This window comes from Streptomyces sp. NPDC047081 (assembly GCF_040643775.1).
Classification (GTDB): domain Bacteria; phylum Actinomycetota; class Actinomycetes; order Streptomycetales; family Streptomycetaceae; genus Streptomyces.
Window position 1 is genome coordinate 188,763 of the sequence record NZ_JBEYUY010000007.1, and the last position, 25,809, is coordinate 214,571.

Annotated in this window: 25 protein-coding genes; 15 read left to right on the top strand and 10 right to left on the bottom strand. The window is 71.7% G+C overall.

Annotated features, from left to right (window positions below; translation table 11 throughout):
• Positions 1-46 precede the first annotated feature (46 nt).
• Positions 47-1,186: a histidine kinase gene (locus tag ABZ848_RS15960; protein WP_360831441.1), complete on the bottom strand. Its 1,140-nt coding sequence runs from the start codon at positions 1,184-1,186 to the stop codon at positions 47-49.
• A gap of 79 nt (positions 1,187-1,265) precedes the next feature.
• On the bottom strand, positions 1,266-1,931 hold the full coding sequence (locus ABZ848_RS15965) for a response regulator transcription factor (protein ID WP_360831945.1): 666 nt from the start codon (positions 1,929-1,931) through the stop codon (positions 1,266-1,268).
• Between the two features lie 172 nt (positions 1,932-2,103).
• Here ABZ848_RS15965 and ABZ848_RS15970 point away from each other — a divergent pair, with 172 nt between their 5' ends.
• Positions 2,104-3,327, top strand: coding sequence for a DUF418 domain-containing protein (locus ABZ848_RS15970; protein WP_360831444.1), 1,224 nt, complete (start codon positions 2,104-2,106; stop codon positions 3,325-3,327).
• Here ABZ848_RS15970 and ABZ848_RS15975 read toward each other — a convergent pair.
• The 4 genes from ABZ848_RS15975 to ABZ848_RS15990 form a co-directional block, all read right to left on the bottom strand.
• Positions 3,320-3,610 carry a DUF1905 domain-containing protein gene (locus ABZ848_RS15975; protein ID WP_360831447.1) on the bottom strand — a complete coding sequence of 97 codons (291 nt, stop codon included), beginning with the start codon at positions 3,608-3,610 and terminating at the stop codon, positions 3,320-3,322. The two genes, ABZ848_RS15970 and ABZ848_RS15975, sit on opposite strands and share 8 nt — an antisense overlap.
• Before the next feature lie 4 nt (positions 3,611-3,614).
• A complete protein-coding gene (locus ABZ848_RS15980) occupies positions 3,615-4,391 on the bottom strand; it encodes a DinB family protein (protein WP_360831449.1) in 777 nt (258 codons plus the stop codon).
• 118 nt (positions 4,392-4,509) lie between these two features.
• Entirely contained in the window at positions 4,510-5,685 is a 1,176-nt protein-coding gene (locus ABZ848_RS15985; protein WP_360831452.1) for an SPFH domain-containing protein, read from the bottom strand.
• A 27-nt stretch (positions 5,686-5,712) separates the two neighbouring features.
• Positions 5,713-5,943, bottom strand: a complete 231-nt coding sequence (locus ABZ848_RS15990; RefSeq protein ID WP_360831948.1) for a hypothetical protein — start codon at positions 5,941-5,943, stop codon at positions 5,713-5,715.
• 238 nt (positions 5,944-6,181) lie between these two features.
• Here ABZ848_RS15990 and ABZ848_RS15995 point away from each other — a divergent pair, with 238 nt between their 5' ends.
• The gene (locus ABZ848_RS15995; RefSeq protein WP_360831455.1) at positions 6,182-6,727 is read left to right on the top strand and encodes a hypothetical protein; all 546 of its coding nucleotides are present in this window, start codon (positions 6,182-6,184) and stop codon (positions 6,725-6,727) included.
• A 163-nt stretch (positions 6,728-6,890) separates the two neighbouring features.
• Here the strand turns inward: ABZ848_RS15995 and ABZ848_RS16000 are convergent, their stop codons facing one another.
• Complete coding sequence (locus ABZ848_RS16000) at positions 6,891-7,823, bottom strand: M56 family metallopeptidase (RefSeq protein WP_360831458.1); 933 nt, start codon at positions 7,821-7,823, stop codon at positions 6,891-6,893.
• Between the two features lie 6 nt (positions 7,824-7,829).
• Entirely contained in the window at positions 7,830-8,219 is a 390-nt protein-coding gene (locus ABZ848_RS16005; protein ID WP_360831461.1) for a BlaI/MecI/CopY family transcriptional regulator, read from the bottom strand.
• 135 nt (positions 8,220-8,354) lie between these two features.
• Between ABZ848_RS16005 and tatA the strand changes: the two genes are divergently transcribed.
• On the top strand, positions 8,355-8,564 hold the full coding sequence (gene tatA / locus ABZ848_RS16010) for a Sec-independent protein translocase subunit TatA (RefSeq protein WP_360831464.1): 210 nt from the start codon (positions 8,355-8,357) through the stop codon (positions 8,562-8,564).
• Between the two features lie 15 nt (positions 8,565-8,579).
• On the opposite strand, the gene ABZ848_RS16015 is transcribed toward tatA, so the two are convergent.
• Entirely contained in the window at positions 8,580-8,792 is a 213-nt protein-coding gene (locus ABZ848_RS16015; protein ID WP_360831467.1) for a twin-arginine translocase TatA/TatE family subunit, read from the bottom strand.
• A 347-nt stretch (positions 8,793-9,139) separates the two neighbouring features.
• On the opposite strand from ABZ848_RS16015, the gene ABZ848_RS16020 reads away from it, so the two are divergent.
• Entirely contained in the window at positions 9,140-10,675 is a 1,536-nt protein-coding gene (locus ABZ848_RS16020) for an LCP family protein (RefSeq protein WP_360831950.1), read from the top strand.
• Positions 10,676-10,845: 170 nt separating this feature from the next.
• Entirely contained in the window at positions 10,846-12,918 is a 2,073-nt protein-coding gene (locus tag ABZ848_RS16025) for a heavy metal translocating P-type ATPase (protein ID WP_360831953.1), read from the top strand.
• A gap of 27 nt (positions 12,919-12,945) precedes the next feature.
• On the opposite strand, the gene ABZ848_RS16030 is transcribed toward ABZ848_RS16025, so the two are convergent.
• Positions 12,946-13,413, bottom strand: coding sequence for a helix-turn-helix domain-containing protein (locus ABZ848_RS16030; RefSeq protein ID WP_360831470.1), 468 nt, complete (start codon positions 13,411-13,413; stop codon positions 12,946-12,948).
• 107 nt (positions 13,414-13,520) lie between these two features.
• Here ABZ848_RS16030 and ABZ848_RS16035 point away from each other — a divergent pair, with 107 nt between their 5' ends.
• The 10 genes from ABZ848_RS16035 (at position 13,521) to ABZ848_RS16080 (ending at position 25,784) form a co-directional block, all read left to right on the top strand.
• A complete protein-coding gene (locus ABZ848_RS16035) occupies positions 13,521-14,015 on the top strand; it encodes a PaaI family thioesterase (protein WP_360831473.1) in 495 nt (164 codons plus the stop codon).
• 289 nt (positions 14,016-14,304) lie between these two features.
• Positions 14,305-15,612 (top strand): type III glutamate--ammonia ligase, encoded by a 1,308-nt coding sequence (glnT, locus tag ABZ848_RS16040; RefSeq protein ID WP_360831476.1) that lies wholly within the window; start codon positions 14,305-14,307, stop codon positions 15,610-15,612.
• 11 nt (positions 15,613-15,623) lie between these two features.
• Positions 15,624-16,481: a glutamine amidotransferase family protein gene (locus tag ABZ848_RS16045; RefSeq protein WP_360831479.1), complete on the top strand. Its 858-nt coding sequence runs from the start codon at positions 15,624-15,626 to the stop codon at positions 16,479-16,481.
• Entirely contained in the window at positions 16,469-17,143 is a 675-nt protein-coding gene (locus ABZ848_RS16050; protein WP_360831482.1) for a glutamate synthase, read from the top strand. Before ABZ848_RS16045 ends, ABZ848_RS16050 begins: the two co-directional genes overlap by 13 nt.
• A 15-nt stretch (positions 17,144-17,158) precedes the next feature.
• On the top strand, positions 17,159-18,478 hold the full coding sequence (locus ABZ848_RS16055) for an FMN-binding glutamate synthase family protein (protein WP_360831485.1): 1,320 nt from the start codon (positions 17,159-17,161) through the stop codon (positions 18,476-18,478).
• Positions 18,475-19,560 (top strand): FAD-dependent oxidoreductase, encoded by a 1,086-nt coding sequence (locus ABZ848_RS16060; RefSeq protein ID WP_360831488.1) that lies wholly within the window; start codon positions 18,475-18,477, stop codon positions 19,558-19,560. Before ABZ848_RS16055 ends, ABZ848_RS16060 begins: the two co-directional genes overlap by 4 nt.
• A gap of 9 nt (positions 19,561-19,569) precedes the next feature.
• The gene (locus tag ABZ848_RS16065; RefSeq protein WP_242761718.1) at positions 19,570-20,175 is read left to right on the top strand and encodes an XRE family transcriptional regulator; all 606 of its coding nucleotides are present in this window, start codon (positions 19,570-19,572) and stop codon (positions 20,173-20,175) included.
• 102 nt (positions 20,176-20,277) lie between these two features.
• On the top strand, positions 20,278-21,564 hold the full coding sequence (locus tag ABZ848_RS16070) for an ammonium transporter (RefSeq protein ID WP_360831491.1): 1,287 nt from the start codon (positions 20,278-20,280) through the stop codon (positions 21,562-21,564).
• A gap of 87 nt (positions 21,565-21,651) precedes the next feature.
• A complete protein-coding gene (locus tag ABZ848_RS16075) occupies positions 21,652-24,339 on the top strand; it encodes a glucosidase (RefSeq protein WP_360831494.1) in 2,688 nt (895 codons plus the stop codon).
• Positions 24,336-25,784 (top strand): alpha-amylase, encoded by a 1,449-nt coding sequence (locus tag ABZ848_RS16080; protein ID WP_360831497.1) that lies wholly within the window; start codon positions 24,336-24,338, stop codon positions 25,782-25,784. The genes ABZ848_RS16075 and ABZ848_RS16080 overlap by 4 nt, the downstream gene beginning before the upstream one ends.
• The last annotated feature ends 25 nt before the right edge of the window (positions 25,785-25,809 follow it).

Below are 25,809 nucleotides of genomic sequence, written 5' to 3' on the forward strand. Positions count from 1 at the left end.
GCCAAGTGCACCTGGGGCGGGGTGGGTTGGAGCCGGTCTGCCGGTCTCAGGTCGCTTCCTCGACCGGCAGTTCCAGCCGCAGCTCGTAACCCCCGTCGGCCGTCGGCCCCGCCGTGACTGACCCGCCGAGCAGCTCCGCGCGTTGGCGCAGGCCGGCCAGGCCGTGGTGGGCGCCGGGGAGGGGGAGGGCGGGGCTGGCGGGGGCCGAGTTGGTCACCACGGCGGTCACGGTGCCGTCCGTGTGGCCGATACGGATCGTCGCCTTGGCGCCGGGCGCGTGCTTGCGGGCGTTGGTCAGTGCCTCCTGGACCGTGCGGTAGACGGCGCGCTGCGCCGCCGGTGGGAGGTCCTCGGGCAGGTCGGTGTCGAGGTCGGCCTCGATGCCGCTGCCGTCGACCAGTTGCGGGAGGCCGGTGAGCGAGGGCTGCGGGGTGAGTTCGGTGGGGCGGCTGCCCGCGGCGCGCAGGACGCCGACCATGTGCCGCAGTTCGTCCAGCGTCTGCACCGCGAGTCGCCGGATGTCGGCCGCGGCCTTCTTGGTCTCCGGGTCTTGCGTGCCCACTTGGAGTGCACCGGCCCGCACCGCGATCAGGCTGACCTGGTGGGAGACGACGTCGTGCATCTCGCGGGCCAGTTGGGCGCGTTCCTTCGCCAGCACGCTCTGTGCCAGCAACTGCCGTTCGCTCTCCCGGGCTTGAGTGATCTCCGCGAGCCGCAGCGCGAGCTCGCGCCGGGCCTGGACCAGCTGCCCGAGGAAGACGGGCGCGGCGGCCGTGGCCAGGCTGTAGGTCACCTTGATCAGCGCCCTGGGATCCGTCAGGTCGGCGAACTCCGGTGCCGGCCACGACCATTGGGTGGTGTCGCCCGCGGCGAACGCCAGCGCGCAGCCCGCCAGCAGCACGCGCCGACGGCTCAGCGAGGCCAGCGTGTACAGCGCGGCCAGGGTGGCGAACACCGCGTCCGTGACGAGCGTGGCCGGGAACGCGAGCAGATAGGTGAGCAGCGGGTGCCGCCGCCGCAGGACGAGCGCGAAAGCGGCCAACAGGGCGACGGCGAACGCCACTTCGTCGTGCGTGTGCACATGGACCTTCACGTCCATCAGGGCCGCCAGGACGACCGCGACGTCGAGGACGACGGCGGGCGGACGCCGGGCGATCAGGAGGCCTTCGCGGCCCAGGGCGCCCATGCGCCCACCTTGGCCCCGGTCAGCCATGCGCTCAGCCCCGCCCCGCGCGGCCACGCGCTCCCCCCCCGCCCCCGGGCAGTCATCCGTCCCCCTCGCCCCGCGACGGCCTGAGCAGCCCCGCCCGCTCGGCGAGCAGTGCCGCTTGCACCCGGCCGCCCACCTCCAGCTTGGTGAGGATGGCGCTGACGTGGTCCTTGACCGTCGCCGAGCTGAGGTGCATCCGGGCGGCGATACCGGAGTTGGACAGCCCCTCGGCCACCAGGACGAGGACGTCCCGCTCGCGGTCGGTCAGGCCGTCGACCGCGAGGGCGGCCGGATTGTGGGGACCGGCGTCCAGATAGCCGTCGACGACGGTACGGGTGACCTTGGCCGACAACACGACCCCGCCGTCGGCCAGGGAACGTATGAGATACGGCAGTTGCTCGGGATCCGTGTCCTTGAGCAGGAAACCGGCGGCCCCGGACCGCAGCGCCGCCGCCACGTACTCGTCCATGTCGAAGGTCGTCAGCATCGCCACCACCGGCGGCTCGGTCATCCGGCGCAGCTCCGCCAGCACGGTCAGTCCGTCCACGTCCGGCATCCGGATGTCGAGCAGCACCACGTCCGGCCGCGCCTCCCGCGCGGTCCGCACCGCCTGCCCGCCGTGCACCGCCGCCACGACCTGGATGTCGTCCGCGGCGTCGAGGATGTGCCGGAAACCCGTGCGGATCATGGCCTCGTCGTCGACCACCAGAACCCGGATCATCATGTGCTCCGTTCGCGACCGGACCACCGCTGAAACCGCTACGACGCCCCGCACCCCCGACCGGTTCCCCGGGGCGCCCCGCACCCGCGGCGCGCGCCCCGCCGGTCGGCGGGGGCAACACCCGTCACCCGCCGGATGGGCCCCGGCTCCACCGGCCCCGAGGCTGGGGACCATGACGCAAGAAGCGACGCCGACGCTCGCCCTCCCGACCCCGGACCGACCAGCCCAGCGCCCCCGCCCGCCGTCGGCCGGCCGTCTCGTCGGCATCGACCTGGCGCGCGGCCTCGCGGTCCTCGGCATGTACGCCGCCCACGTCGGCCCCGATCCCACCGTCGGCGGCCCGCTCGGCTTCCTCCTAGAGCTGCCGCGCGGCCGTGCCTCGGCCCTGTTCGCGCTGCTGGCCGGGTTCTCGCTGGTCCTCATCACCGGCCGCCCGCACCCGCGCACGGGACGCGCGGGCCGGCAGGCGGCGGCCCGGATCGTGATCCGCGCGCTCGTCCTGATGGCCCTGGGCTTCGCCCTGACCACCCTGGACACCGACGTCGACGTGATCCTCTCCTTCTACGGCCTCCTCTTCCTCCTCGTCCTCCCGCTGTACCGGCTGAGGGCGCGGACCCTCGCCTGCATCGCCGCCGCGGGCGCCCTGCTCCTGCCCCAAGTGCTGTACCTGGTACGGCAGTCCGTCGAGGGCGGCGACTGGGCGGACGCCGTGGTCTCGGCTGATCCGCTGGCCCGCGTCAGCGGCACGAACGGCTTCATGGAGCTGCTGTTCACGGGCGAGTACCCGGTGCTCACCTGGATGCCGTTCATGGTCGCGGGCATGGCGCTGGCCCGCCTCGACCTCACCCGGCGCCGTACCCTCGCCCAACTCTCCGGCACAGGCGGTGCGTTGGCCCTGCTCGGCTACGGCGGCTCCTGGCTGGCCCTGCACCTGGTCCCGCACGCCCTCACCACGGTCGCGGCCGCCACGGACGGCGGCTCGGCCGGCGCCGCCTGGTGGTCGGACACCGTGGGCGACATCAGCGACGGCACCCCCGCCGACTGGCTGCTGGTGGCCGCGCCGCACAGCCAGACCACCTTCTCGATCCTCGGCAACACGGGAGTGGCGCTCGTCGTCGTGGCGGCATGCGGCGCGGCCACCCAAGTGCCCCGCCTGCTGCGCCTGGCCACCCCGGTCACCGCGGTCGGCATGACCGCCCTGACCGCCTACGTCCTGCACATCCTCGCCATCCGGGTCGTGGGCATGGAGGACGCGACGGGCCCGGCCCTGCTGTCCCTGCTGCTGTTCTCCCTGACCGCCATGGTGTTCGCGACGGCCTGGACCCGGCACTTCCGCCGGGGCCCGCTGGAGTACCTCCTGCACACCGCCACCCGGCCCGCGCGCCTGGTCAGGTGAGCCGTACCGTCATCCGCACCGCCACGTCGTCCCCCGCCGAAAGCCCCTGCGGTGTTCGTACCGCGTTCTTCAGGGGCAGCAGATAGCCCCCGTCCTTGGGGAACAGCGAGGTGGCGAAGGCGAGTTCGCCGATGCGAGCCTCGACCGGGATCACACCCCAGCCGTACGTGGCCATCGCCGCCACCTCGCGGATGTCCGCGGACTCCTGGTCGGGCACGGGCACGAAGTAGTACGGCGCCGGCCCGCGCCACTCGATCACCCTGCCGGTGAAGGTGAGTTCCACGGTCTCAGCCCCTTCCTTCGAGTACGGCCAGGTCGCGCTCGGCGTACATACGGTGCCACCACTCCTCGTTGAGCACGACCAGCAGACACTGCCGTACGGGGAAGCTCGCGCCCTCGTCCGGCCAGCCGGGGCCCTCCAGCGGTTCGGTCACCAAGTCGAGCTGCTCGTCGGTGAGTTCGGCGACGACCCGGCGTACCGTCCCCATCGCCGTCAGGCGCAGGGCCAGCGCCTCGTCGAGGGAGGGGCGGGCCTCGCGGTCGTGCGGGACGCCCGGGCGGGGGTCCATCTGGTCCCAGGGCAGGGACAGCGGATGCCAGGGGGCGGGGTCGCCCAGGATGCCCCGCTCGATCCAGGCCTGCGTCGCGAACGCGAGGTGGCGCAGGGTCTGGACGAACGACCACTCGCCGTCGACCGACTCGTGCAGCAGCTCCGGGGCCAGCCGGCGGGCCCGCTCGACGGTCGTCGCCCACAGCCGCTCGTTCAGCGCCCAGGCCTCGCGGAAGCCCTCCGCGGTGGTCGGCCGGAACCGGGGGCGGTCGGGGTGGCGGCGGTCCAGCTCGGCCTCCACCAGCGGTGCCACGTCGACGCCGTTGACGACCAGGCTCTCGACCTCGCCGTCGATGGTGGTTCCGGCGATCTCGACACCGCGCATCCTGACCCCCTGGAGGGCACAGTCCCGCAGCGAGGCCCGGTTCAGGATCACCGTGGTGAAGCGCGCCCCCGTCATGTCGGCGCGCTCGAACTCCGCACCGCGCAGATCCGTGAAGTCACTCTCGCCCATGGCAGTCAGCGTAGGGCCGGGGCGCCCGCTCACAGGAACAGTCGTCACACGCGCAACGGAAAACCCGGGACCGGACACGGCGTCCGGTCCCGGGTCCAGGGCCCGAGAGGCTTCGGGGTCAGTCGACGTCGACCGGGCCGTCGCCCGGCTTGCGGTCGTCCTTCGCGCGCAGCTCCAGGACACCGTTGCCGGCCGGCGGCCGGTTCTCGGCGTCCCCGCCGTTCAGGTTCGCCCGGACCGAGTCCAGGATCGTCAGGCCCTGCGAGACCAGACCGGCCGCGATCTCACCGAGGCCGTCCGCGCCGTTGAGGACGTTGACATTGGCGCCGGAGAGGCCGCCCGCGGCCTCCTTCACGATCTGCGGGAGCTGGTCGATCAGCATCCGGTCGAGCGCGACCCGGTCGTACGACGCCGCCGCCTCGGCCTGGATCTTCATCCGCTGCGCGTCCGCCTGGGCGAGCAGCCGGATCCGCTCGGCCTCCGCCTCAGCCGGCTTCACGATCTCCGCGACCAGCTGCTCCTGGCGCAACCTGGCCTGCTTCTGGGCCAGTTCGGTCTGCGCGGCGAGCACCTCCTGCTGGGCGTGCGCCTGCGCCAGCGGCCCGGCCTGCGCGGCCTGCGCCTGGGCGCGGTCCACCTCGGCCGAGTACTCCGCCTTGACGACGGCGGTCTGCCGCTCGTACTCCGCCTGCTTGCGGGCCGCCTCCTGCTGGGCCTCCGCCGCGGTCTGGGTGGCCTGCGCCTGCGCGATCTGGGCCTGCCGCTGGATGGCCGCCCGGTGCGGCGCGGACATCGCGTCGATGTAGCCGGCGTCCCCGTCGTCGATCGACTGGATCTGCAGCGAGTCCACGATCAGACCGATCTTCGCCATCTCCGTCTTGGAGGTGTCCAGCACCTCCGCGGCGAGCTTCTGCCGCTCGGTGACGATCTCCTCGACCGTCATCGAGCCGATGATCGCGCGCAGGTGGCCGGCGAAGATGCGCCCCGTCAGGACCGACATCTGCTCCTGGTCGGAGAGGAAGCGCTGACCTGCGTTGATGATGCTCTCGGTGTCGTTGCCGACCTTGAAGGCGATCACCGCGCGGACGCTCAGTGAGATGCCCTGCCGGGTGACACAGGTCTCCGTGACCTCGGCCTCGTTCATCGACAGGGTCAGGAAGCGGGTCTTGCGGAAGAACGGGATCACGAACTTGCCGTGGCCCGTCACCACCCGGAACGGCGCGCCCCCCAGTCCCCGCCGCCCACCCGAGATCAGCATCGCCTCGTCGGGAGCGGGAACGCGGTAACCGAACATTCTGCTTCTCCTAATCTGCCTCGGCACTCAGCCGAGCGCGGCAAGTGGATCCACCCACTCGATGACGCCGACCTCACGACATCCACGTGACTCGATCACGAGTACCGTCGCCCCCGTCGGCAGGGGATCCTCGGACCACGCGATGAAGGTCTCGGAACCGCCTCTGACGCGCACCAGAATCTCGCCGGGACCGGCTGCTCCCCGGGTTCCGACGAGAACCTTGCCCGTGCAGCCGATCACGGCCTCGTCCTGCGGTATCACCGGCCGACCTCCCACGCGTTGGCCCATGTTTCCGACGATAGACCCACCAGTAGCAGGGGCCTAACACCAGGGACGATCCAGCCAGGCCGACCGGTTCGCCGGACCGCCGACGAAATCGAACATGAGACCCGCATGCTTGCGCAAGCGGACAACCATTACACTCGCCAGCCCACACAGGTCACATGGGCGCGACCGGCTCCGGCCGCCCGCGGCCTTCGTCCATCGGGGGAGACAGATGCCGGAACCTGACGAAGCGGGGACCGCCGCCGGTGCCGCGTTCGAGCAGGTCCTGGAGCGGGCCCTGCACTCCGGGCAGGTCAAGGAGGCGCTGGAGCGCTCCGGCGGGACGCCCGCCCGCGAGCGGCTGCGCGCCCAGGCGCTCCAGGCGCGGGCCGCCATCGCCGCGGCGGCGGGCGTCGACCACCGCGCCGGTGCCGACCGGGACACCTGCCGGTTCCTGTCCGTACGGGCGATGCTCGTGCCCGGTGTGCCCGCCGTCACCGCGGCCTTCTTCCTGGTCCTCGGCTTCAGCATGTGCACGCTGGACGGCCGGCCCTACATCGGTGAGGGCCTGATCACGGCGGGGCTGATCGTCGGCGCGATGGCGGCCGGCGCGGCCGTCGGCGACGCGGCCTGGTTCCTCACCGCCGGGGCCCGCGACCGGGCCGACGCGGACGTACGGGCGCGGGAGGCCTGGGAACTCGCGCTGCTGGAGCGCGGCATGGTGCCGTTCCTGCTGAGCCGGCTCGACGAACCGCGCACGCCGGAACGGGGCCGCTGAGCGTTCCGCGGGAAGTGCGGCGACGGGCCGTCGTTCGGCTGCGGCACCGTCGCGGCTGGTCGCACAGTTCCTCCCCCAGCGCCCCTTGAGGGCGTGGCCGAACCGCAGCCGACTTCCCGAGGCCCGCTTGGACCCGACGCCGCCGAGCTTCGACGCCGTACCCCTACAAGGGTGTTGCGGCGTGCAGCAGGAGCAGCAGGGTCACCGCGGAGTTCGCCGAGAACATCGCGGACAGGGCGGTGCCCGCCGTGGCGCTCCACAGGGCGAGGCCCACGGTGGTGAACAGCGGCGGCCAGGGGTGTGCCGTGGGCGGTGGGCCCAGCAGGGCGGCGACGCGGCGGGGGAGCGGGCCGGGGGCCGCGAGGGCGGCGAGCGTCGGTGCCGGGGCGGCGCGCGAGATCAGGGCCGCCCTGCCGATGGCCCGGGCGACGGTCCGGCGGCTGCCGACGCGCTGGGCGGCCTCCTCGTCGGCCCAGCGCTCGGTGACGTACGAGACGGCCGTGCGCAGCGGCAGCAGGAACGGGTTGGCGCGGGCGGCGAGTTGGACGATCAGCAGGTGGCGGTGGTGCCGGGCGGCGAGATGGGCCCGTTCGTGGGCGAACAGGGCGCGGCGCTCGCGCGGCTCCAGGCGGTCGAGCAGGGCGGTGGAGACCACGATCCGTTCGCGGCGGCCGCCGGGCAGGGCGTACGCGTAGGGCGTGGCGTCGGGGAGGACCGCGACCGCGGTGTCGCGCAGGCCGGCGAGGGCCGCGTGCGCCTGCCGCCGGACGCGCCAGTGGTGCCACAGCACCCGGCCGCAAGCCGCAACGACCGCCAGGAGCAAGGGGATTGCGAGCTTCCCCGCGATCTCGTCGTGCGGCACGCTCTGCCGCACCTCGGGGTCCGACCAGCCGTCCGGCAGGGGATTGCCGGGCAGTTGGGCGGTGCCGACCACCATCAGCAGGCCCAGGCACATAGTGCTGCACACCGCCATGACCGCGGCCAGGCCGCTCAACAGCCTTGTGGCGGTGCGCGGATGAAGGTGCTGGGTGGCCAGCCGGGAGATCGGCCACGCGGTCAACGGCAGGACGAGCGGAAGGAAGACGAAGACGCCCACGGGGACTCAGTCCGCCGGCTCGTCGGCCGCCCGGTCCAGCAGATCCCGCAGCAACTGCTCGTCGCCCTCCGGCAGCGCGGTGATGAAACGGGCCAGCACCGCCCGGCGGTCCCGCTCGCGGTCCAGCACCTTGTGCATCTTCAGCGCGGCGAGACCGGCCTCGTCCGCGGCCGCCGACCAGACGAACGAACGCCCCGCCCGCTTCCGGGTGACCGCCTGCTTGTCCAGCAGCCGGCTCAACACCGTCATCACGGTCGTGTACGCGAGCCCGCCGCCCAGCCGCTCCTGTACCCAGGCCGCGGTCACCGGGACGTCGGCCTTCCGCAGGGCACCGAGTACCTGCGTCTCCAACTCGCCCTGCGCACGGCGCTGGGGGCGCGGATCCGGTTTCGCCATGCGCCCATCGTATAGAGGGCGTTGTCGGTGACCGTCTTCCCCTGGTTGTACAGTTGCGCAATGTAGCAATCATCGAGGGCGGCCCTCCGCATCCCGCGGGCAGCGCCGTCCGGCGAATCGGAAGGGGCGGGCGGGATGCTGCGCAACGGACTGGAACCCTGGCACCTGCTGATCGTGGCGATCGTCATCATCGTGCTGTTCGGCTCGAAGAAGCTGCCGGACACCGCACGCGCGCTGGGCAGGTCCATGCGCATCCTCAAGAGCGAGGCGAAGGCCATGAAGGACGAGGGCGGCACGGAGGCCCCCGTCGTGGAGCCCCGCACCGAGGGCACCGTCACCGGCTGAGCCGGGCGGAAGGGATCAGAAGCGCGGCGAGGGCTCGTCCCGCTCGACGACAGTGCCGGGGATCACCTTCTCGGCACCGGGCGGGTCCTGGTCCCTGAGCGCCCTGGCCTCGCTCTTGAAGATCCGGGTCGCCTTGCCCGCCGAGCGGGTCAGTTCCGGCAGCTTCTTGACGCCCAGGACGACCACGACGACGAGAAGGATCAGGGCGAGCTCGCTCAGGCCGAACATCAGGTCTGCTTTCTCCCGGGAACCAGTGATCTACAGCGCTGTAGAAGTCTCTCCCGAGGTGTGATCGTTCGACAAGTACGTCAGTTGCTATATTGCGCAATCATCCAACCCGAGTGGTGCGCCGTCGCGCCGATGGTTGGCGTCGGCCACAGCGTAGGGAGTGGGAGTTGAGCGACCCCTGGGGTGAGACCCGCGGCCCTGCGACCACACGTGATCGCAGGGCCGGAGTGCCACGTCAGCGTGCGACGGACGACGCACCGCCCCCTCCCGCGCCGGGCGGCCGGGCGGCGGCCCGCCAAGCGGCACGCTCCAAGGGGCGCCGCGGGGGCGGACGCCGCGCCAAGCCGGTGGCCCGCCGCAAACGGATCGCCCGCATAGCCCTGTTCACCGTCTCCGCGCTGATCCTCGTCACCGCGGGCGGCGGGCTGTGGCTCTACGAGCACCTCAACGGCAACATCAAGAGCGTCGCGATCGACGACGGCGCCGGCGGCAAGGAGAAGGCCGACGCCTTCGGCCGGACCCCGATCAACATCCTGGTCATCGGCTCCGACGGCCGGAACAACGCGGCCGACTGCAAGCTCGGCGGCGGCTGCGGCTCGGCGACGTCGACCGTCGGCCACAACGCCGACGTCGAGATGGTGGTGCACGTCTCCGCCGACCGCTCGAACGCCACCGTGATGAGTGTGCCGCGCGACACCATGACCCAGGTCCCCGCCTGTACCGACCCGGACACCAAGCAGTCCACGGCCGGCTACTACGGCCAGATCAACAGTGCCCTCCAGTACGGCCCCGCCTGCCAGGTCAAGACCGTCCACGAGCTCACCGGCATCACCATCGACCACTTCGTGATGCTCGACTTCTCCGGCGTGGTCAAGATGTCCGACGCGGTGGGCGGCGTCTCGGTGTGCGTCAGCGACAACGTCTACGACACCTACTCCCACCTCAAGCTCGCCAAGGGCACCCACACCCTCAAGGGCGACGCGGCCCTGGAGTTCGTCCGCTCCCGGCACGGCTTCGGCGACGGCAGCGACCTGGGCCGTACCGTCTCCCAGCATCTGTTCCTCAGCGCCATGATCCGCAAGTTCAAGAGCGCGGGCACGCTCGCGAACCCCGCCAAGGTGTACTCCCTCGCCGACGCGGCCACCAAGGCGCTGACCGTGGACACCGGCCTGGGCAGTGTGAGCAAGCTCGTCGATCTCGCGACCGACCTGAACAAGGTGCCGTCGAAGCGGATGACGTTCACCACGATGCAGACCGGCGCCGACCCCACCAACGCCAACCGGGTCGTCCCCGCGGCCGCCGCGAAGGCGCTGTTCGCCGCCATCGCCAATGACCAGTCCCTCACCTCGGGCAGCGGCAAGAAGTCCTCCGCGTCCCCGTCCGCCTCGGCGACGGCCACCGTCGCGCCCTCCGCGGTCGACGTCAAGGTCGAGAACGGCACCACGACCGCCGGCCGTGCCTCGGTCGTCGCCGACGCCCTGCTGGCCAAGGGCTTCGGCTCGGGCACCACCCCCGGCAACGCCCCGGAGTCGGCGACCACCACCAAGCTCACCTACGGCCCCGGCGAGAAGGCCGAGGCGCAGACGGCGGCCGCCGCCCTCGGCCTGCCCGCCTCCCATCTCACCCAGGGCAGCAGCAGCGGCATCACCCTCGTCATCGGCTCCGACTGGCCGAGCGGTACGACGTTCGGCTCCTCGGGCACCTCGTCGGCAGCGCCCGCCGACACCCACGCGGCGGTCTCCGACGCCCATGCCCAGACCGCCGACAAGGCCAAGACCTGCGCGAAGGTCAGCCCGTACAAGACCGTGCAGATCAACGGCGTGGCGATGACCCCGGCGCAGGCGTACGCGGCGGCGAGCAGCAAGAAGGACTCGGCGCCCTAAGGAGAACCAAGAACGCGCGACACCTCCTGGGCGGCCATGGACCAATGAAGAGATGAATGAGTCTTCATGTGTTCCTGTATGGTGAACCGGTGACCTCGACGCTCACCCCACCCCTCACCGACCCCTCCGCACCCGCCGACAGTGCCCGTGCGCCCCGTCGCCGCACCCGGATGCTCGCCCTCCCCGAGGTGCGCTGGGCCGCCGCGGCCACCGCCTGCTTCCTGCTCGCGCTGCCGCTCCAGCTCACCGGCCAGTCCGCCTGGCTCTGGGGACCGCTGTACGCGCTCGCGTACGTCACCGGAGGCTGGGAGCCGGGTTGGGAGGGCCTGAAAGCTCTCGCCGGCCGAACCCTGGACGTCGACCTCCTCATGGTCGTCGCCGCGCTCGGTGCCGCCGCCATCGGGCAGGTCATGGACGGCGCCCTGCTCATCGTCATCTTCGCGACCTCGGGTGCCCTGGAGGCGCTGGCCACGGCCCGGACCGCCGACTCGGTGCGCGGCCTGCTCGACCTGGCCCCGGCCACGGCGAGCCGGCTCGGCCCCGACGGCACCGAACAGGCCGTGCCGGTCGAGGAGTTGACGGTCGGCGACACGATTCTCGTACGACCGGGAGAGCGCGTCGGTGCCGACGGGAGGGTGCTGGACGGGGCGAGCGAGGTCGACCAGGCGACCATCACCGGCGAGCCGCTGCCCGTCGCCAAGGAGTCCGGCGACGAGGTGTTCGCGGGAACCGTCAACGGCACGGGCGCGCTGCGGGTCCGCGTCGAACGGGACGCCTCCGACTCGGTGATCGCCCGGATCGTGCGCATGGTCGAGGAGGCGTCGGAGACCAAGGCGCCGACGCAGCTGTTCATCGAGAAGGTCGAACAGCGTTACTCACTGGGCATGGTGGCGGCGACGCCGGCGGTGTTCGCGGTCCCGCTTCTGTTCGGGGGCGAGCTGACGGCCTCCCTGCTCCGCGCGATGACCTTCATGATCGTGGCCTCACCCTGCGCGGTCGTGCTCGCCACCATGCCCCCGCTCCTTTCGGCCATCGCCAACGCCGGCCGGCACGGGGTGCTCGTCAAGTCGGCGGTGGTGATGGAGCGGCTGGGCCAGGTCGACGCGGTGGCCCTGGACAAGACCGGCACGCTGACGGAGGGCGTCCCGAGGGTGACGGACGTACGACCGCTGCCCGGATCCGGCGTGGGGGAGCGGGAGTTGACGATCCTGGCGGCGGCGGCCGAGCGTGCCAGCGAGCATCCCCTGGCACGGGCCGTGGTCGCGGCGGCTCAGGATCGGGGCCTGCCGGTGCCGCAGGCACGGGACTTCGAGTCCACGCCCGGTGTGGGGGTGACGGCGACGGTGGACGGCTGCCGGGTGTCGGTCGGAGCACCGACGCGACTCCTCACCGCCGACACCGCGCAGGGAGCCGCGCTCGGGGCCGCCACCGGACAAGCGCCCGCCTTCGCCGACGCCACCGGCCGGGCGGCCTCCTTCGCCGACGATGCTGCTCAAGCGCCCGCTTTCGCTGACCCCACCGGGCGAGCGGTCGCCGCCGCCGACATCGTGCAACGGTCCGCCCTCGCCGCCGGCACCGGACAAGTGGCCGACCTCGTCGCCGAGTTGGAGCAGGCCGGTCGTACCGCCGTCCTCGTCGTGGTCGACGGTGTTCCCGTCGGAGTCCTCGGGCTTGCCGACCGGTTGCGGTCGGGTGCCGCCGTCACCGTGTCCTCCCTCGGCGCGCTCACCGGACGTACCCCTGTACTGCTCACCGGCGACAACCCCCGTGCCGCCGCGCACCTGGCCGCCGAGGCCGGGATCGAGGATGTGCGGGCCGGGTTGCTGCCCGAGGACAAGGTGGGCGCGGTGGCGGAGCTGGAGCGGGCCGGGCGCAGGGTGCTCGTCGTCGGGGACGGGGTCAACGACGCGCCCGCCCTCGCCGCCGCGCACACCGGCGTCGCCATGGGCCGGGCGGGGTCCGACCTGGCGTTGGAGACCGCCGACGCCGTGATCGTGCGCGACGAGCTCGCCACCGTGCCCGCCGTGATCGCCCTCTCCCGCCGCGCCCGGCGCCTGGTCGTGCAGAACCTCGTCGTCGCCGGGGTGTTCATCGCCGGCCTCGTCGCCTGGGACCTCGCCGGCACCCTGCCCCTGCCGCTCGGCGTGGCCGGGCACGAAGGTTCGACGGTGATCGTCGGCCTCAACGGGCTGCGGCTGCTGCGGGAAGCGGCCTGGACGCGCGCGGCGGCCCTCAGGGCCTGACCCCGCGAACCCCGGCCTGCACGGCCCTCAATCCCGCGGCCGCGCCCCCGGCCCCGGCCGTACCGTTACCTCCCGCGGGGAGAGCGCCGCGTGCTCCTCCGCGCACTCGACCACGACCCGCACCGCCGACCCGCAGTCGCTGTGCCGGATGTCCAGGATCGGCCCCTCGGGACTGCCCACGTACGTCTCGCCCCACTGCCGCAGCGCCACGATGACCGGCCACAGATCGCGGCCCTTGCCGGTCAGCCGGTACTCCTGCCGGGTCCGGCTGCCCTCCTCCTGGTAGGGGACGGTCTTCAGGATCCCGGCCGCGACCAGCTTGCGCAGCCGGTCGGCGAGGACCGCCTCCGAGAGCCCCACATGCCGGCGCAGATCGTCGAAGCGGCGCACCCCGTTGAAGGCGTCCCGCAGGATCAGCAGCGTCCACTTCTCGCCGACGAGGTCGAGTGTGCGCTGGACCGTGCAGTTCTCGGTGCTCATCTCCAGCCACTTCATGCCGTCATCGTAGGGACGGCCACCTGGCTCTGTCATTGACAGTCAGCTTCCGCTCGGGCTAGCTTCGAAAAACATAGCCAGGATGCCACGGAAGGAAGCGCGGGCGCATGGGACGGTCTCGTACGTACGACTGGCAGGACCCCTCGATCTCGGCGTCCGCCGTCGGACAGGGCTCGGGCCTGGACTTCCTCCGCGAGATCCTGGCCGGCAGGCTGCCCGCCCCGCCCATCGCCGCCACGCTCGGCATGGACCTCGACGAGGTCGACCACGGGCACGCGGTGTTCTCGCTGACGCCGGGGGAGGAGCACTACAACCCCATCGGCAGCGTGCACGGCGGGATCTACGCGACGATGCTCGACTCGGCGGCCGGCTGCGCGGTCCAGTCGACCCTGCCGCAGGGCATGGGCTACACCTCGCTGGACCTGGCCGTGAAGTTCCTCCGCCCGGTCACGGCCGACATGGGCAAGGTCCGTGCCGTGGGCAGCGTCCTGAGCAGCGGCCGGCGTACCGCCCTCGCGGAGGCGCGGCTGCTCGACGAGTCCGACCGCCTCCTCGCCCACGCCACCAGCACCTGCATGCTGTTCCCGATCCCGGCCGCCTGAGCCCGGCCGCGGATTCAATCAGCCCCGCCGCCCCCCGGTCCTCCCGGTCGTTGATCCCTGCGGTCAGGGCCTGGCGGCTGCTCAGCCGCCCCGGCTGCGCGAGCGAGGTGCGCACCGGACACGATCAAGCCGTGGAACTCGTGCACCAGTTGGGCCTACCGCTCGGCATCGCAGCGTGAACGGGTCGCCTTACCCGGACCTTCCCGTGCGGAAATCCCGCCGTAACGCAGGGCTTGTCTACTGGTGTGCAACAGTGATTCCTGCCAGTGGACACCTCCGGGAGGCCCCCATGACGACCGACCTGGCCGAACTGGTCCGGGCCGACGGCATCGAGTTCGTGCTCGCCGTCTTCGTCGACCTGACCGGCAAGCCGTGCGCCAAGCTCGTCCCGGCCCAGGCCATCGAGGAACTCCGCGACGAGGGCGTCGGGTTCGCGGGATACGCGGCCGGCGCGCTCGGCCAGCAGCCCAGCGACCCGGACGTCATCGCCCGGCCGGATGCCCGCTCGTACACCCCGCTCCCCTTCATCAAGCCCGGCCTCGCCCTCGTGCACTGCGACCCGCATGTGGAGGGCGAGCCCTGGCCGTACGCCCCACGCGTCATCCTGCGCCGGCTGCTGGAGCGGGCCGCGGACCGGGGGCTTTCGCTCTCCGTGGGTGCCGAGGTCGAGTACTTCCTGGTCAACCGCGACGAGCACGGCGTGCTCAGCGTCGCCGACAGCAAGGACACCGCGGCCCAGCCCTGTTACGACGCCCGCGGGCTGACCCGGATGTACGACCACCTCACCGCCGTCTCCCGCGCCATGAACGCCCTCGGCTGGGGCAACTACGCCAACGACCACGAGGACGGCAACGGCCAGTTCGAGCAGAACTTCCAGCACGCCGACGCCCTCACCACCGCCGACCGGGTCATCACCATGCGGTACCTGGTGTCGGTCCTTGCCGAACAGCGGGGCATGACCGCCACGTTCATGCCGAAGCCGTTCACCGACCGCACCGGCACCGGCATGCACCTGCACATGTCGCTGTGGCGCGGCGAGCAACCCGCCTTCCCGGACACCGCCGACGACCGCGGCCTCGGGCTCTCCCCGCTCGCCTACTCCTTCGTCGCCGGGATCGTCGAGCACGCCCGCGCCCTCCAGGCCGTCATCGCGCCGACCGTCAACTCCTACAAGCGCACGGGTGCCGTCTCGACCCGCTCGGGCGCCACCTGGTCGCCGCGCGTGGCGAGTTACGGCGGCAACGACCGCACCCACTTCGTCCGCGTCCCCGACGGCAACCGCGTCGAGCTGCGCGGCGGGGACGGCGCGGCCAACCCCTACCTCGCGGCGGCCGCCGCCCTCGCCGCCGGTCTCGACGGCATCGAACGCGGCCTCGACCCGGGCGAACCCGGCGCCGCGGGCAAGGGCCCGGAACTCCCGCCGACCCTGCTCCACGCGGTCGAGGCGCTCCAGGCGGACGACGTGATCAGCGGCGCGCTGGACGCGGCGGGCAGCGGGGTGAGCGCGTACTTCGCCGACCTCAAGCGCGAGGAGTTCTTCGACTGGCACGCCACGGTCGGCCCCTGGGAGCTCGACCGCTATCTGACCGCATTCTGAAGGGACTTGGGATGTGCGGAATCGTGGGGCTGCATCTGCGCGAGCCCTCACTGGAACCCCGGCTCGGTGAGCTGCTGACCGCGATGCTGGGACAGGTCGTCGAACGCGGGCCGGACTCGGCCGGTGTCGCGGTCTACGGCGATCCGCGCCTGTGTCCGCCGGGACGCACCGTCGTGTCCTTGCTGGGCACGTCGAAGGCCGAGGTGGAGGCCGTACTGCCGGGCGTCCGGGCCTACGACGCCGATGCCACGACGGTCGTGCACACGGACGCCGCCTCGGTCGCCGCCGCGCTCCCGGACGCCAGGGTGATCGGCTCCGGTGAGGGCTTCGCCGTGCTCAAGGGCACCGGAAACCCCGTGGAGTTGGCCGAGTCGTTCGGGCTTGCCGGGGTCACCGGCTGGCAGGGCATCGGCCACACCCGGATGGCCACCGAGTCGGCGGTCACCCCCGAAGGCGCCCACCCCTTCTCCGTCGGCCCCGGACAGTGCCTCGTGCACAACGGCTCCTTCGCCAACCACGCCACCATCCGCCGCGAACTGCGCGCCCAGGGCGTCGAGTTCGACAGCGAGAACGACTCGGAGGTCGGCGCCCGCTTCGTCGCCCACCAGCTGGCGCAGGGCGCCGACCCGGAGAAGGCGCTGCGGCTGCTGTGCGAGCGGTTCGACGGCTTCTACACCCTCCTGGTGTCCACGAGCGACTCCTTCGCGGTCGTCCGGGACGCCATCGCCTGCAAGCCGGCCCTCGTCGCCGAGACCGGCGCATGGGTGGCGATGGCCTCCGAGTACCGGGCCCTCGACGTCCTGCCGGGCATCGAGAACGCCCGCATCTTCGAACCCGAGCCGGAAGAGGTGTACGTATGGCGACGCTGATCGACCTGGCCACCACGCCCGTACGTGAACTCAACCAGGCCCTGCACGCCCCCGAGGCCACGTCCTGGCGCGTTCTCAATCCTCGCGGCGCCCACGCCGTGGCCTGCGGCATCCGGGAGGACCTCGCCGTCGACATCGAGGGCCATGTCGGCTACTACTGCGCCGGCATGAACCAGCGCGCCACGGTCACCGTCCACGGCAACGCGGGTACCGGTGTCGCCGAGAACATGATGTCCGGCACGGTCCGCGTGCGCGGCAACGCCTCCCAGTCGGCGGGCGCCACCGCCCACGGGGGCCTGCTCGTCATCGACGGGGACGCGTCGGCGCGGTGCGGGATCTCCATGAAGGGCGTGGACATCGTCGTCGGCGGAAACGTCGGCCACATGAGCGCGTTCATGGGGCAGGCCGGACGGCTGGTCGTGTGCGGGGACGCGGGCGACGCCCTGGGCGACTCGCTCTACGAGGCCCGCATCTACGTCCGCGGCACGGTGAAGTCCCTCGGCGCCGACTGCGTGGAGAAGGAGATGAGGCCCGAACACCTCGCCGAGCTCGCCGAGTTGCTGAAGGCGGCCGAGCGGGACGAGGACCCGGCGGACTTCCGGCGCTACGGCTCGGCCCGGGAGCTGTACCACTTCAAGGCCGACAACACGACGGCGTACTGAGGGAGTTCGACGCACATGGATCCCGCATCCCACGGCCTGCGCGAGTCGGCCACCTTCGACCGCGCCACCATCCACGCCATCCAGCGCGCCGCCGAGACCGGCATCTACGACATCCGCGGCTGGGGCGCCAAGCGGCGACTCCCGCACTTCGACGACCTGTTGCTGCTCGGCGCCTCCATGTCCCGCTATCCGCTGGAGGGTTACCGCGAGCGCTGCGACACGGACGTCGTCCTCGGCACCCGGCACGCCAAGCACCCCCTGCGCCTGGCCACCCCCGTCACCATCGCCGGCATGAGCTTCGGCGCCCTCTCCGCCCAGGCCAAGGAGGCCCTCGGCCGGGGCGCCAGCGAGGTGGGCACCTCCACCACCACCGGCGACGGCGGGATGACCCCCGAGGAGCGCGGCCACTCCAAGCACCTCGTGTACCAGTACCTGCCGTCCCGCTACGGCATGAACCCCGACGACCTGCGCAAGGCCGACGCCATCGAGGTGGTCCTCGGGCAGGGCGCCAAGCCCGGCGGCGGAGGCATGCTGCTCGGGCAGAAGATCACCGAGCGGGTCGCCGGCATGCGGACGCTCCCCGTCGGCATCGACCAGCGCAGCGCCTGCCGCCACCCCGACTGGACCGGCCCCGACGACCTCGCCATCAAGATCCTGGAGCTGCGGGAGATCACGGACTGGGAGAAGCCGGTCTATGTGAAGGTCGGCGCGACCCGGACGTACTACGACGTGAAGCTCGCCGTGCACGCCGGTGCCGATGTCGTGGTCGTCGACGGCATGCAGGGCGGCACGGCCGCCACCCAGGACGTCTTCATCGAGCACGTCGGCATCCCCACCCTGGCCGCGCTGCCCCAAGCCGTGCGTGCGCTCCAGGAGCTGGGGGTGCACCGGGAGGTCCAGCTGATCGTCTCCGGTGGCATCCGCGGCGGCGCCGACATGGCCAAGGCGCTCGCCCTGGGCGCGGACGCGGTCGCCATCGGTACGGCGGCGCTCATCGCGCTCGGCGACAACCATCCCAGGTACGACGCCGAGTACCGCCAACTGGGCTCCGCCCCAGGCTACTTCGACGACTACCAGGACGGCCGCGACCCGGCCGGCATCTCCACCCAGGACGAGGAACTGGCCGCCCGTCTCGACCCGGTGGACGCCGGCCGGCGCCTCGCCAACTTCCTGCGCGTGATGACCATGGAGGCCCAGACCCTCGCCCGCGCCTGCGGCAAGGCGCACCTGCTGCACCTGGAGCCGGAGGACCTGGTCGCCCTTACCATCGAGTCGGCGGCCATGGCCCGCGTCCCGCTCGCGGGCACCGACTGGATCCCCGGGGAGGGCCTGTGATCGCAGTCGTGGGTGCCGGACTGATGGGCGCGGCCACCGCCTGGGAACTCGCCCGGCGCGGCCACGAGATCACGCTGATCGAGGCGTACGAGATCGGCCACAAACACGGCAGCTCGCACGGCAGTTCACGGATCTTCCGGCGGGTGTACGGCGACAAGCTCTACGTGGAGCTGACCGGACGCGCCCACGAGCTGTGGCGCGAGCTGGAGCACGACACCTCGACTCCCTTGCTGCGCACCACCGGTGGCCTCGACTTCGGGGCGGGACGCGACCCCAAGGGTCTGTCCGACGTGCTGGGCGAGGCCGAAGTGCGGTGTGAACTCCTCGGCGCCGAAGCCGCGTCGGAGCGCTGGCCGCACATCACCTTCGACGGGCAGGTCCTGTACCAGCCGGACGCCGGGGTGATCGACGCCGACCGGACGGTCGCGGCGTGCGTGCGGCGGGCCGCCGAACTCGGCGCGGACGTGTGGACCGGCGTCCGCGTCACCGGGTTCGACGTGGGCGAGAAGGTGCTGCTGCGCACGGACGACGGACGTGAACTCACCGCCGACACGGTGGTGGTCGCGGCCGGCGCCTGGCTGCCGGAGCTGCAACTGCCCGTACGATTGCCGGATTTGACCGTCACCCAGCAGCAGGTCTTCCACTACCGGCAGCGGGAGCCGTCCGTGCAGTGGCCGACCCTGGTCTTCAAGGACGAGCCGCTGCAGATCTACGGCCTGCCGTCCGGCAGCGACGGCGGCCCACTGCCCGCCGTCAAGGTCGCCGAGCACGGCTACGGCACCCCCACCGAGGCCAGTACCCGCACGGGCCTCGTCGACCCGGAGTCGCGCACCCGCGTGAGCGGCTTCGTCCGCGACCGCCTCCCCGGCCTCGACCCCGCCCCGGTCGCGGAGGCGACCTGCCTCTACACCATGGACGTGAACGACGACTTCGTACTGGACCGGCACGGCCCCCTCGTCATCGTCTCGCCCTGCTCCGGCCAGGGCGCCAAGTTCACCCCGCTCATCGGTGTCATGGCCGCCGACCTCGCCACCGGCCGCGCCGGGACCCACCCCCGCTTCCGGCTGGTGCGCCCGGCATAGGATGCGCCGGTGACCGAGCAGCACACAGAGGACGACGACAAGGCCCTGGAACGCATCATCGCCGTCCGGGCCCGCGAGTACCGGCAGGCGGCCGGGCTCTCGGTGGGCGAGATGGCGCAGCGCGTCGGCATCTCCAAGGCCATGCTGTCGAAGATCGAGAACGCCCAGACCGCGTGCAGCCTCACCACGCTCTCCCGGCTCGCCCGCGGCCTGGACGTCCCCGTCACCGCCCTGTTCCGCGGCATGGACGACGAACGCGAGGCCGTCTTCGTGCCCGCCGGCCACGGCGCCCGGATCGTCCGGCGGGGCACCCGGGTCGGCCACGAGTACGCCCAGCTCGGCTCGCTGCGCGGCGCCCACAAACGGATGGACGCCCTCCTGGTCACCCTCACCGAGGAGAGCGAGGTCTTCCCGCTCTTCCAGCACGCCGGCACCGAGATCATCTACATGCTGGAGGGCGAGATGGTCTACGGCCACGGCAAGTCCAGCTACACCCTGCGCCCCGGCGACGCCCTGCAGTTCGACGGCGAGGCCCCGCACGGCCCCGAGACCCTGGTCGAACTCCCCATCCGCTTCCTCACGGTGACGGCTTTCGGCGACAGCCCGCACCACTGAAACCCGGCTTTAATCGGCCATGGGAGTGTCCTGTAACGCACGGTCGGTCTACTGCGGTGAAACACCGTTTCCCTCGGTTGGACCTCTCTGCGGAGTGTGCGCATGGACACCGGAAGTACCGCTTGGATGCTCGCGAGCACGGCCCTCGTCTGTCTGATGGTGCCGGGCCTCGCGCTCTTCTACGGCGGCATGGTCGCCGCCAAGAGCGTCCTGAACATGATCATGATGACCTTCGGTTCGGTCGCCCTGGTCGGCTGCATCTGGGTCGTCTACGGCTTCTCGGCCTCCTTCGGCGACTCGATCGGCGGCGCCGGGATCCTCGGTGACATCACCGAGTACTTCGGCATGAGCGGCGTGATGAAGGACGACCCGAAGGCCGTCATCCCGCTCTCGATCTTCGCCGCCTTCCAGGCCCTGTTCGCGGCGCTGACCGCCGCCCTGATCTGCGGTGCGATCTCGGACCGCATCAAGTTCGGCGCCTGGATGGCCTTCACCGGCATCTGGGTGACCCTGGTCTATCTGCCGGTCGCCCACTGGGTGTTCGCCTTCGACGGCAAGGGCGTCGTCGGCGGCTGGATCGTCAACAAGCTCGGTGCCATCGACTTCGCGGGCGGTACGGCGGTCCACATCAACTCCGGCGCGGCGGCCCTCGCGGTGATCCTGGTCCTCGGCAAGCGGATCGGCTGGAAGAAGGAGGGCGGCGCGGAACGCCCGCACAACCTTCCCCTCGTGATGCTCGGCGCGGGCCTGCTCTGGTTCGGCTGGTTCGGCTTCAACGGCGGCTCCGCGCTGACCTCCTCCAACGCCGCCTCCGTCGTCGTACTGAACACCTTCACCGCCACCTGCTCCGCGATGCTCGGCTGGCTCGTCGTGGAGAAGCTCCGCGACGGCCACGCGACCAGCCTCGGCGCCGCGTCCGGTGCGATCGCCGGCCTGGTCGCCATCACCCCGTCCTGCGGCGCCGTCTCCCCGCTCGGCGCGCTGCTGCTGGGCGCGATCGGCGGCGCGGTGTGCGCGCTGGCCGTCGGCCTGAAGTACCGGCTCGGCTACGACGACTCCCTCGACGTCGTCGGCATCCACCTGGTCGGCGGTATCACCGGCACCCTTCTCGTCGGCGTCCTGGCCACATCCGACGCCCCCAACGGCGTGGACGGCCTCCTCTACGGCGGCGGGCTGGGCCTGCTCGGCAAGCAGGCGGTGGGCGCCTTCGCCGTGCTGGCGTACTCCTTCGCCGTCACCTGGCTCATCGCCAAGGCCCTCGACAAGACGATGGGCCTGCGTGTCCGCCCCGAGGTGGAGGAGGGCGGCGTGGACGTCCACCTGCACGCCGAGAGCGCCTACGACCTCGCCCACCCGCCGGCCGCCGAGCCGGTGCCGGCCGCCGGATAGGGAGGCGACCCCTCCGCCACCCAGCCATTGCGGGTACGTCCCCGGCACCGGAGGCTGGGAACGGTGCCGGGCCATGAGGAGGCGGCGATGGTGGCGGACAGCGGTGCGACGGGCGCCGAACAGCAGCGGCTCGCGGAAGCCGACACGGACCGGGCGGACTGGCGCCGCTGGGGCCCCTACCTCAGCGAACGCCAGTGGGGGACCGTCCGGGAGGACTACAGCACGAACGGCGACGCCTGGTCGTACTTCACCCACGACCAGGCCCGCTCCCGCGCCTACCGCTGGGGCGAGGACGGCATCGCCGGCGTCAGCGACGACAAACAGCGGCTCTGCTTCTCCCTGGCCCTGTGGAACGGCCGCGACCCGATCCTCAAGGAGCGGATGTTCGGCCTGACCAACCAGGAGGGCAACCACGGCGAGGACGTCAAGGAGTACTACTTCCACCTCGACTCCACGCCCACCCACTCGTACATGAAGTACCTCTACAAGTACCCGCAGGGCGAGTTCCCGTACGCCGACCTCGTGGACACCAACCGGGCCCGCACCCGACGCGACTTCGAGTACGAGCTCCTCGACACCGGGATCTTCGACGAGGACCGCTACTTCGACGTCTTCGTCGAGTACGCCAAGGCCGGCCCCGAGGACCTCCTGATCGAGATCACCGCGCACAACCGGGGCCCCGAGGACGCCACCCTGCACCTGCTGCCGACCCTCTGGTTCCGGCACACCTGGTCCTGGGCCGGCGGCACGGCCGTACCGAAACTCACTGGGACGGCGGCCGCCGTCCGCGCCGACCACGAGGAACTCGGCACCCGCTGGCTGTACTGCGACTCCGGTGCCCCCGCCCTCTTCACCGAGAACGACACCGACAACGAGCGCATCTTCGGCAGCCCGAACCCCACGCCGTACGTCAAGGACGGCATCGACCGCTTCGTCGTCCACGGCGAGACGGGGGCCGTGAATCCGGCGCAGACCGGCACCAAGATGTCCCTGCACGACACCAGGACCGTCCCGGCGGGCGGGAGCGTGACCGTCCGGCTGCGGCTGACCGACACCGAACTCGCCGACCCCTGGGGCGAGTTCGACGCGACGATGGACACCCGCCGCACCGAGGCCGACGAGTTCTTCGAGACCGTCGTACCGGACGGGATGAGCGAGGACGAGCGGCGCGTGGTGCGCCAGGCGCTCGCCGGGATGCTGTGGAGCAAGCAGTACTACTACCTCGACGTCGAGCGCTGGCTCGCCGAGCACGGCGTCGACCCGCTCGGCGTGGACCCGCGCGTGCGCAACAGCGCCTGGTACCACATGGTCAACGACGAGGTCATGTCGATGCCCGACACCTGGGAGTACCCCTGGTTCGCGGCCTGGGACCTCGCCTTCCACTCCATCGCCCTGGCCATGGTCGACATCGGGTTCGCCAAGTCCCAGCTGGAGGTGCTGCTGCGCCGCCTCTACCTCCACCCCAACGGCCAGATCCCGGCGTACGAATGGAACTTCGGCGACGTCAACCCGCCCGTGCACGCCTGGGCCATCCTCTTCGTCTACGAACTGGAGAAGCACCGCACCGGCCGCGGCGACCGCGTCTTCCTGGAGAACGCCTTCCAGAAGCTGACGAAGAACTTCACCTGGTGGCTCAACCGCAAGGACGTCGACGGCAACAACGTCTTCCAGGGCGGCTTCCTCGGCCTCGACAACATCGGCGTCTTCGACCGCAGCGCCCCGCTGCCCACCGGCGGCCACATCGACCAGGCCGACGGCACCGCGTGGATGGCCCTGTACTGCCAGAACCTGCTGGAGATGGCGATCGAACTCGCCGTCGACAACCCCGTCTACGTCGAGCAGGCGCAGACCCTCTTCGAGCACTTCGCGTGGATCGCGGTCGCCACGGGCCGCATGGGCAAGGACAACGAGAGCCTGTGGGACGAGGAGGACGGCTTCTTCTACGACGTCCTGCGACTGCCCGACGGCACCGCCACCCGGCTCAAGGTGCGCTCCCTCGTCGGCCTGATACCGCTCGCGGCGACCAGCGTGGTCGGCGCCTGGGCCGACCGCCGCTTCCCCGAACTCATCGCCGGTGCGAAGGAGTTCGTGGAGCGGCACCCGGCCGTCGAGGCCATCGTGTCCTCCCAGGAGACCCTGGGCCCCGGCGTCGCCGGACGGCACCTGTTCGCCCTGTTCGGCGAGGACAAGCTGCGCCGGGTGCTGTCCCGGATGCTCGACGAGGACGAGTTCCTCGGCCCGCACGGCATCCGCTCACTGTCCCGCTACCACGCCGAGCACCCGTACAGCTTCGAGGTGCACGGGGAGACGTACGGCGTTGGCTATCTGCCCGCCGAGTCCGACTCGGGCATGTTCGGCGGCAACTCCAACTGGCGCGGCCCGGTGTGGTTCCCGGTCAACGTCCTGCTGATCCGGGCCCTGCTGAACCTGCACGCCTACCACGGCGAGGACTTCCGGGTGGAGTGCCCCACCGGCTCCGGCCGGCACCTCAACCTCTACGAGGTCGCCCGCGAGATCGCCGACCGCCTCACCTCCACCTTCCTCAGCGGCCCCGACGGCCATCGCCCGGTCCACGGCGCCCAGGCCAAGTTCGCCAAGGACCCGCACTGGAAGGACCTCATCCTCTTCTACGAGTACTTCCACGGCGACGACGGCGCAGGCCTCGGCGCCTCCCACCAGACCGGCTGGACCGGCCTGGCCGCGGCCACCGCGACCCTGTTCCGCCTGGTCGGCGTCGGCGACTGGGGCGCGCTGCGCGAGGAGCCCCTGTCATGACGGTCGTCTATGAGATCAACACCCTCGTCTGGCTGGGCGAGTTGAGCGGACGATACGGGCGCCGTGTCACCCTCGGAGACGTGCCCGGCGAGGTCTGGGACGAGATCGCCCGGCCCGGCGTCGACACGGTCTGGCTGATGGGCGTGTGGGAACGCAGCCCCGCCGGACTCGAGATCGCCCTGCGCAATGAGGCGTTGCTCGCCTCCTTCCGCGCGGTCCTGCCCGACCTGACCACGGCGGACATCGCCGGATCGCCGTACTGCGTGCGGAACTACGTCGTCGACGCGTCCCTCGGCGGCCCCGCGGGACTCGCCGAGGCGCGCGCACAACTCGCCGCGCGCGGCCTGCGGTTGATCCTCGACTACGTCCCCAACCACGTCGCCCCCGACCACCCCTGGCTCACCGAACGCCCCGACTGCCTGATCCGGGGCGGCCCCGACGACCTGGCCCGCTCGCCTGAGGCCTTCATCGAGGTCGAGGGCCGGATCTACGCCCGCGGCCGTGACCCGTACTTCCCGCCCTGGCCGGACGTCGTCCAACTCGACGCCTTCAGCGAGGAGTTGCGCACCGCGACCGTCGAGACGCTCGTCTCCATCGGCGACCAGGCGGACGGCGTGCGCTGCGACATGGCGATGCTGCTCATGAACGACGTGTTCGCCAAGACCTGGGGAGACAGGGCGGGTTCGCCTCCCGCCGAGGACTTCTGGCCGTACGTGATCCCCCGCGTCCGCGAACGCCACCCGGACCTCCTGTTCGTCGCGGAGGCCTACTGGGACCTCGAATGGGCCCTCCAGCACCAGGGCTTCGACCACTGCTACGACAAGCGCCTCTACGACCGGCTCCTGCACGAGGGCGCCGAGCCGGTCCGCTCCCACCTCCAGGCCGACCTCGCCTACCAGCGCGGCCTGGTCCGATTCCTGGAGAACCACGACGAGCCCCGGGCCGCCGCCACCCTCCCCGGCGACCGCGAGTACGCGGCAGCCGTCACGATCGCCACCCTGCCCGGGGCCACCCTCTGGCACGAGGGCCAGTTCGAGGGCCGTAGAGTCCGCCCACCGGTGTTCCTCGCCCGCCGTCCGCAGGAGCAGGTCGACGAACAACTCCGCCAGTTCTACGGCCGGTTGCTCCCGGCCGCCGCCACCGTGCGCGACGGCGACTGGCGGCTGCTCGCCGCAACCGGCTGGCCGGACAACGGCACCCACCGCAGTCTGCTCGCCTGGAGCTGGACCGGCACCGACACCCGCCACGTCGTCATCGTCAACGACTCCGACGCCCCGGCCCAGGGACAGATCCCCCTGCCCTGGCCCGACCTCGCCGGACGCCCCTGCCGGCTCACCGACCTGCTCACGGACCGCACGTACGACCGCGACGGCGACACCCTGCTCACCCCCGGCCTCTTCGTCGACCTGCCCGCCCGCCACTCCCATGTGCTGGCCCTGACCTGAAAGACGGCCGTGGTAGACAGCGACC

Coding starts and splice junctions, on each gene's coding strand:
- ABZ848_RS15960 (WP_360831441.1), bottom strand. CDS start 1,186: ATGGGCGCCCTGGGCCGCGAAGGCCTCCTGATCGCCCGGCGTCCGCCC.
- ABZ848_RS15965 (WP_360831945.1), bottom strand. CDS start 1,931: ATGATCCGGGTTCTGGTGGTCGACGACGAGGCCATGATCCGCACGGGT.
- ABZ848_RS15970 (WP_360831444.1), top strand. CDS start 2,104: ATGACGCAAGAAGCGACGCCGACGCTCGCCCTCCCGACCCCGGACCGA.
- ABZ848_RS15980 (WP_360831449.1), bottom strand. CDS start 4,391: ATGGGCGAGAGTGACTTCACGGATCTGCGCGGTGCGGAGTTCGAGCGC.
- ABZ848_RS15985 (WP_360831452.1), bottom strand. CDS start 5,685: ATGTTCGGTTACCGCGTTCCCGCTCCCGACGAGGCGATGCTGATCTCG.
- ABZ848_RS15995 (WP_360831455.1), top strand. CDS start 6,182: ATGCCGGAACCTGACGAAGCGGGGACCGCCGCCGGTGCCGCGTTCGAG.
- ABZ848_RS16005 (WP_360831461.1), bottom strand. CDS start 8,219: ATGGCGAAACCGGATCCGCGCCCCCAGCGCCGTGCGCAGGGCGAGTTG.
- tatA (WP_360831464.1), top strand. CDS start 8,355: ATGCTGCGCAACGGACTGGAACCCTGGCACCTGCTGATCGTGGCGATC.
- ABZ848_RS16015 (WP_360831467.1), bottom strand. CDS start 8,792: ATGTTCGGCCTGAGCGAGCTCGCCCTGATCCTTCTCGTCGTCGTGGTC.
- ABZ848_RS16025 (WP_360831953.1), top strand. CDS start 10,846: ATGCTCGCCCTCCCCGAGGTGCGCTGGGCCGCCGCGGCCACCGCCTGC.
- ABZ848_RS16030 (WP_360831470.1), bottom strand. CDS start 13,413: ATGAAGTGGCTGGAGATGAGCACCGAGAACTGCACGGTCCAGCGCACA.
- ABZ848_RS16035 (WP_360831473.1), top strand. CDS start 13,521: ATGGGACGGTCTCGTACGTACGACTGGCAGGACCCCTCGATCTCGGCG.
- glnT (WP_360831476.1), top strand. CDS start 14,305: ATGACGACCGACCTGGCCGAACTGGTCCGGGCCGACGGCATCGAGTTC.
- ABZ848_RS16045 (WP_360831479.1), top strand. CDS start 15,624: ATGTGCGGAATCGTGGGGCTGCATCTGCGCGAGCCCTCACTGGAACCC.
- ABZ848_RS16050 (WP_360831482.1), top strand. CDS start 16,469: ATGGCGACGCTGATCGACCTGGCCACCACGCCCGTACGTGAACTCAAC.
- ABZ848_RS16055 (WP_360831485.1), top strand. CDS start 17,159: ATGGATCCCGCATCCCACGGCCTGCGCGAGTCGGCCACCTTCGACCGC.
- ABZ848_RS16070 (WP_360831491.1), top strand. CDS start 20,278: ATGGACACCGGAAGTACCGCTTGGATGCTCGCGAGCACGGCCCTCGTC.
- ABZ848_RS16075 (WP_360831494.1), top strand. CDS start 21,652: ATGGTGGCGGACAGCGGTGCGACGGGCGCCGAACAGCAGCGGCTCGCG.
- ABZ848_RS16080 (WP_360831497.1), top strand. CDS start 24,336: ATGACGGTCGTCTATGAGATCAACACCCTCGTCTGGCTGGGCGAGTTG.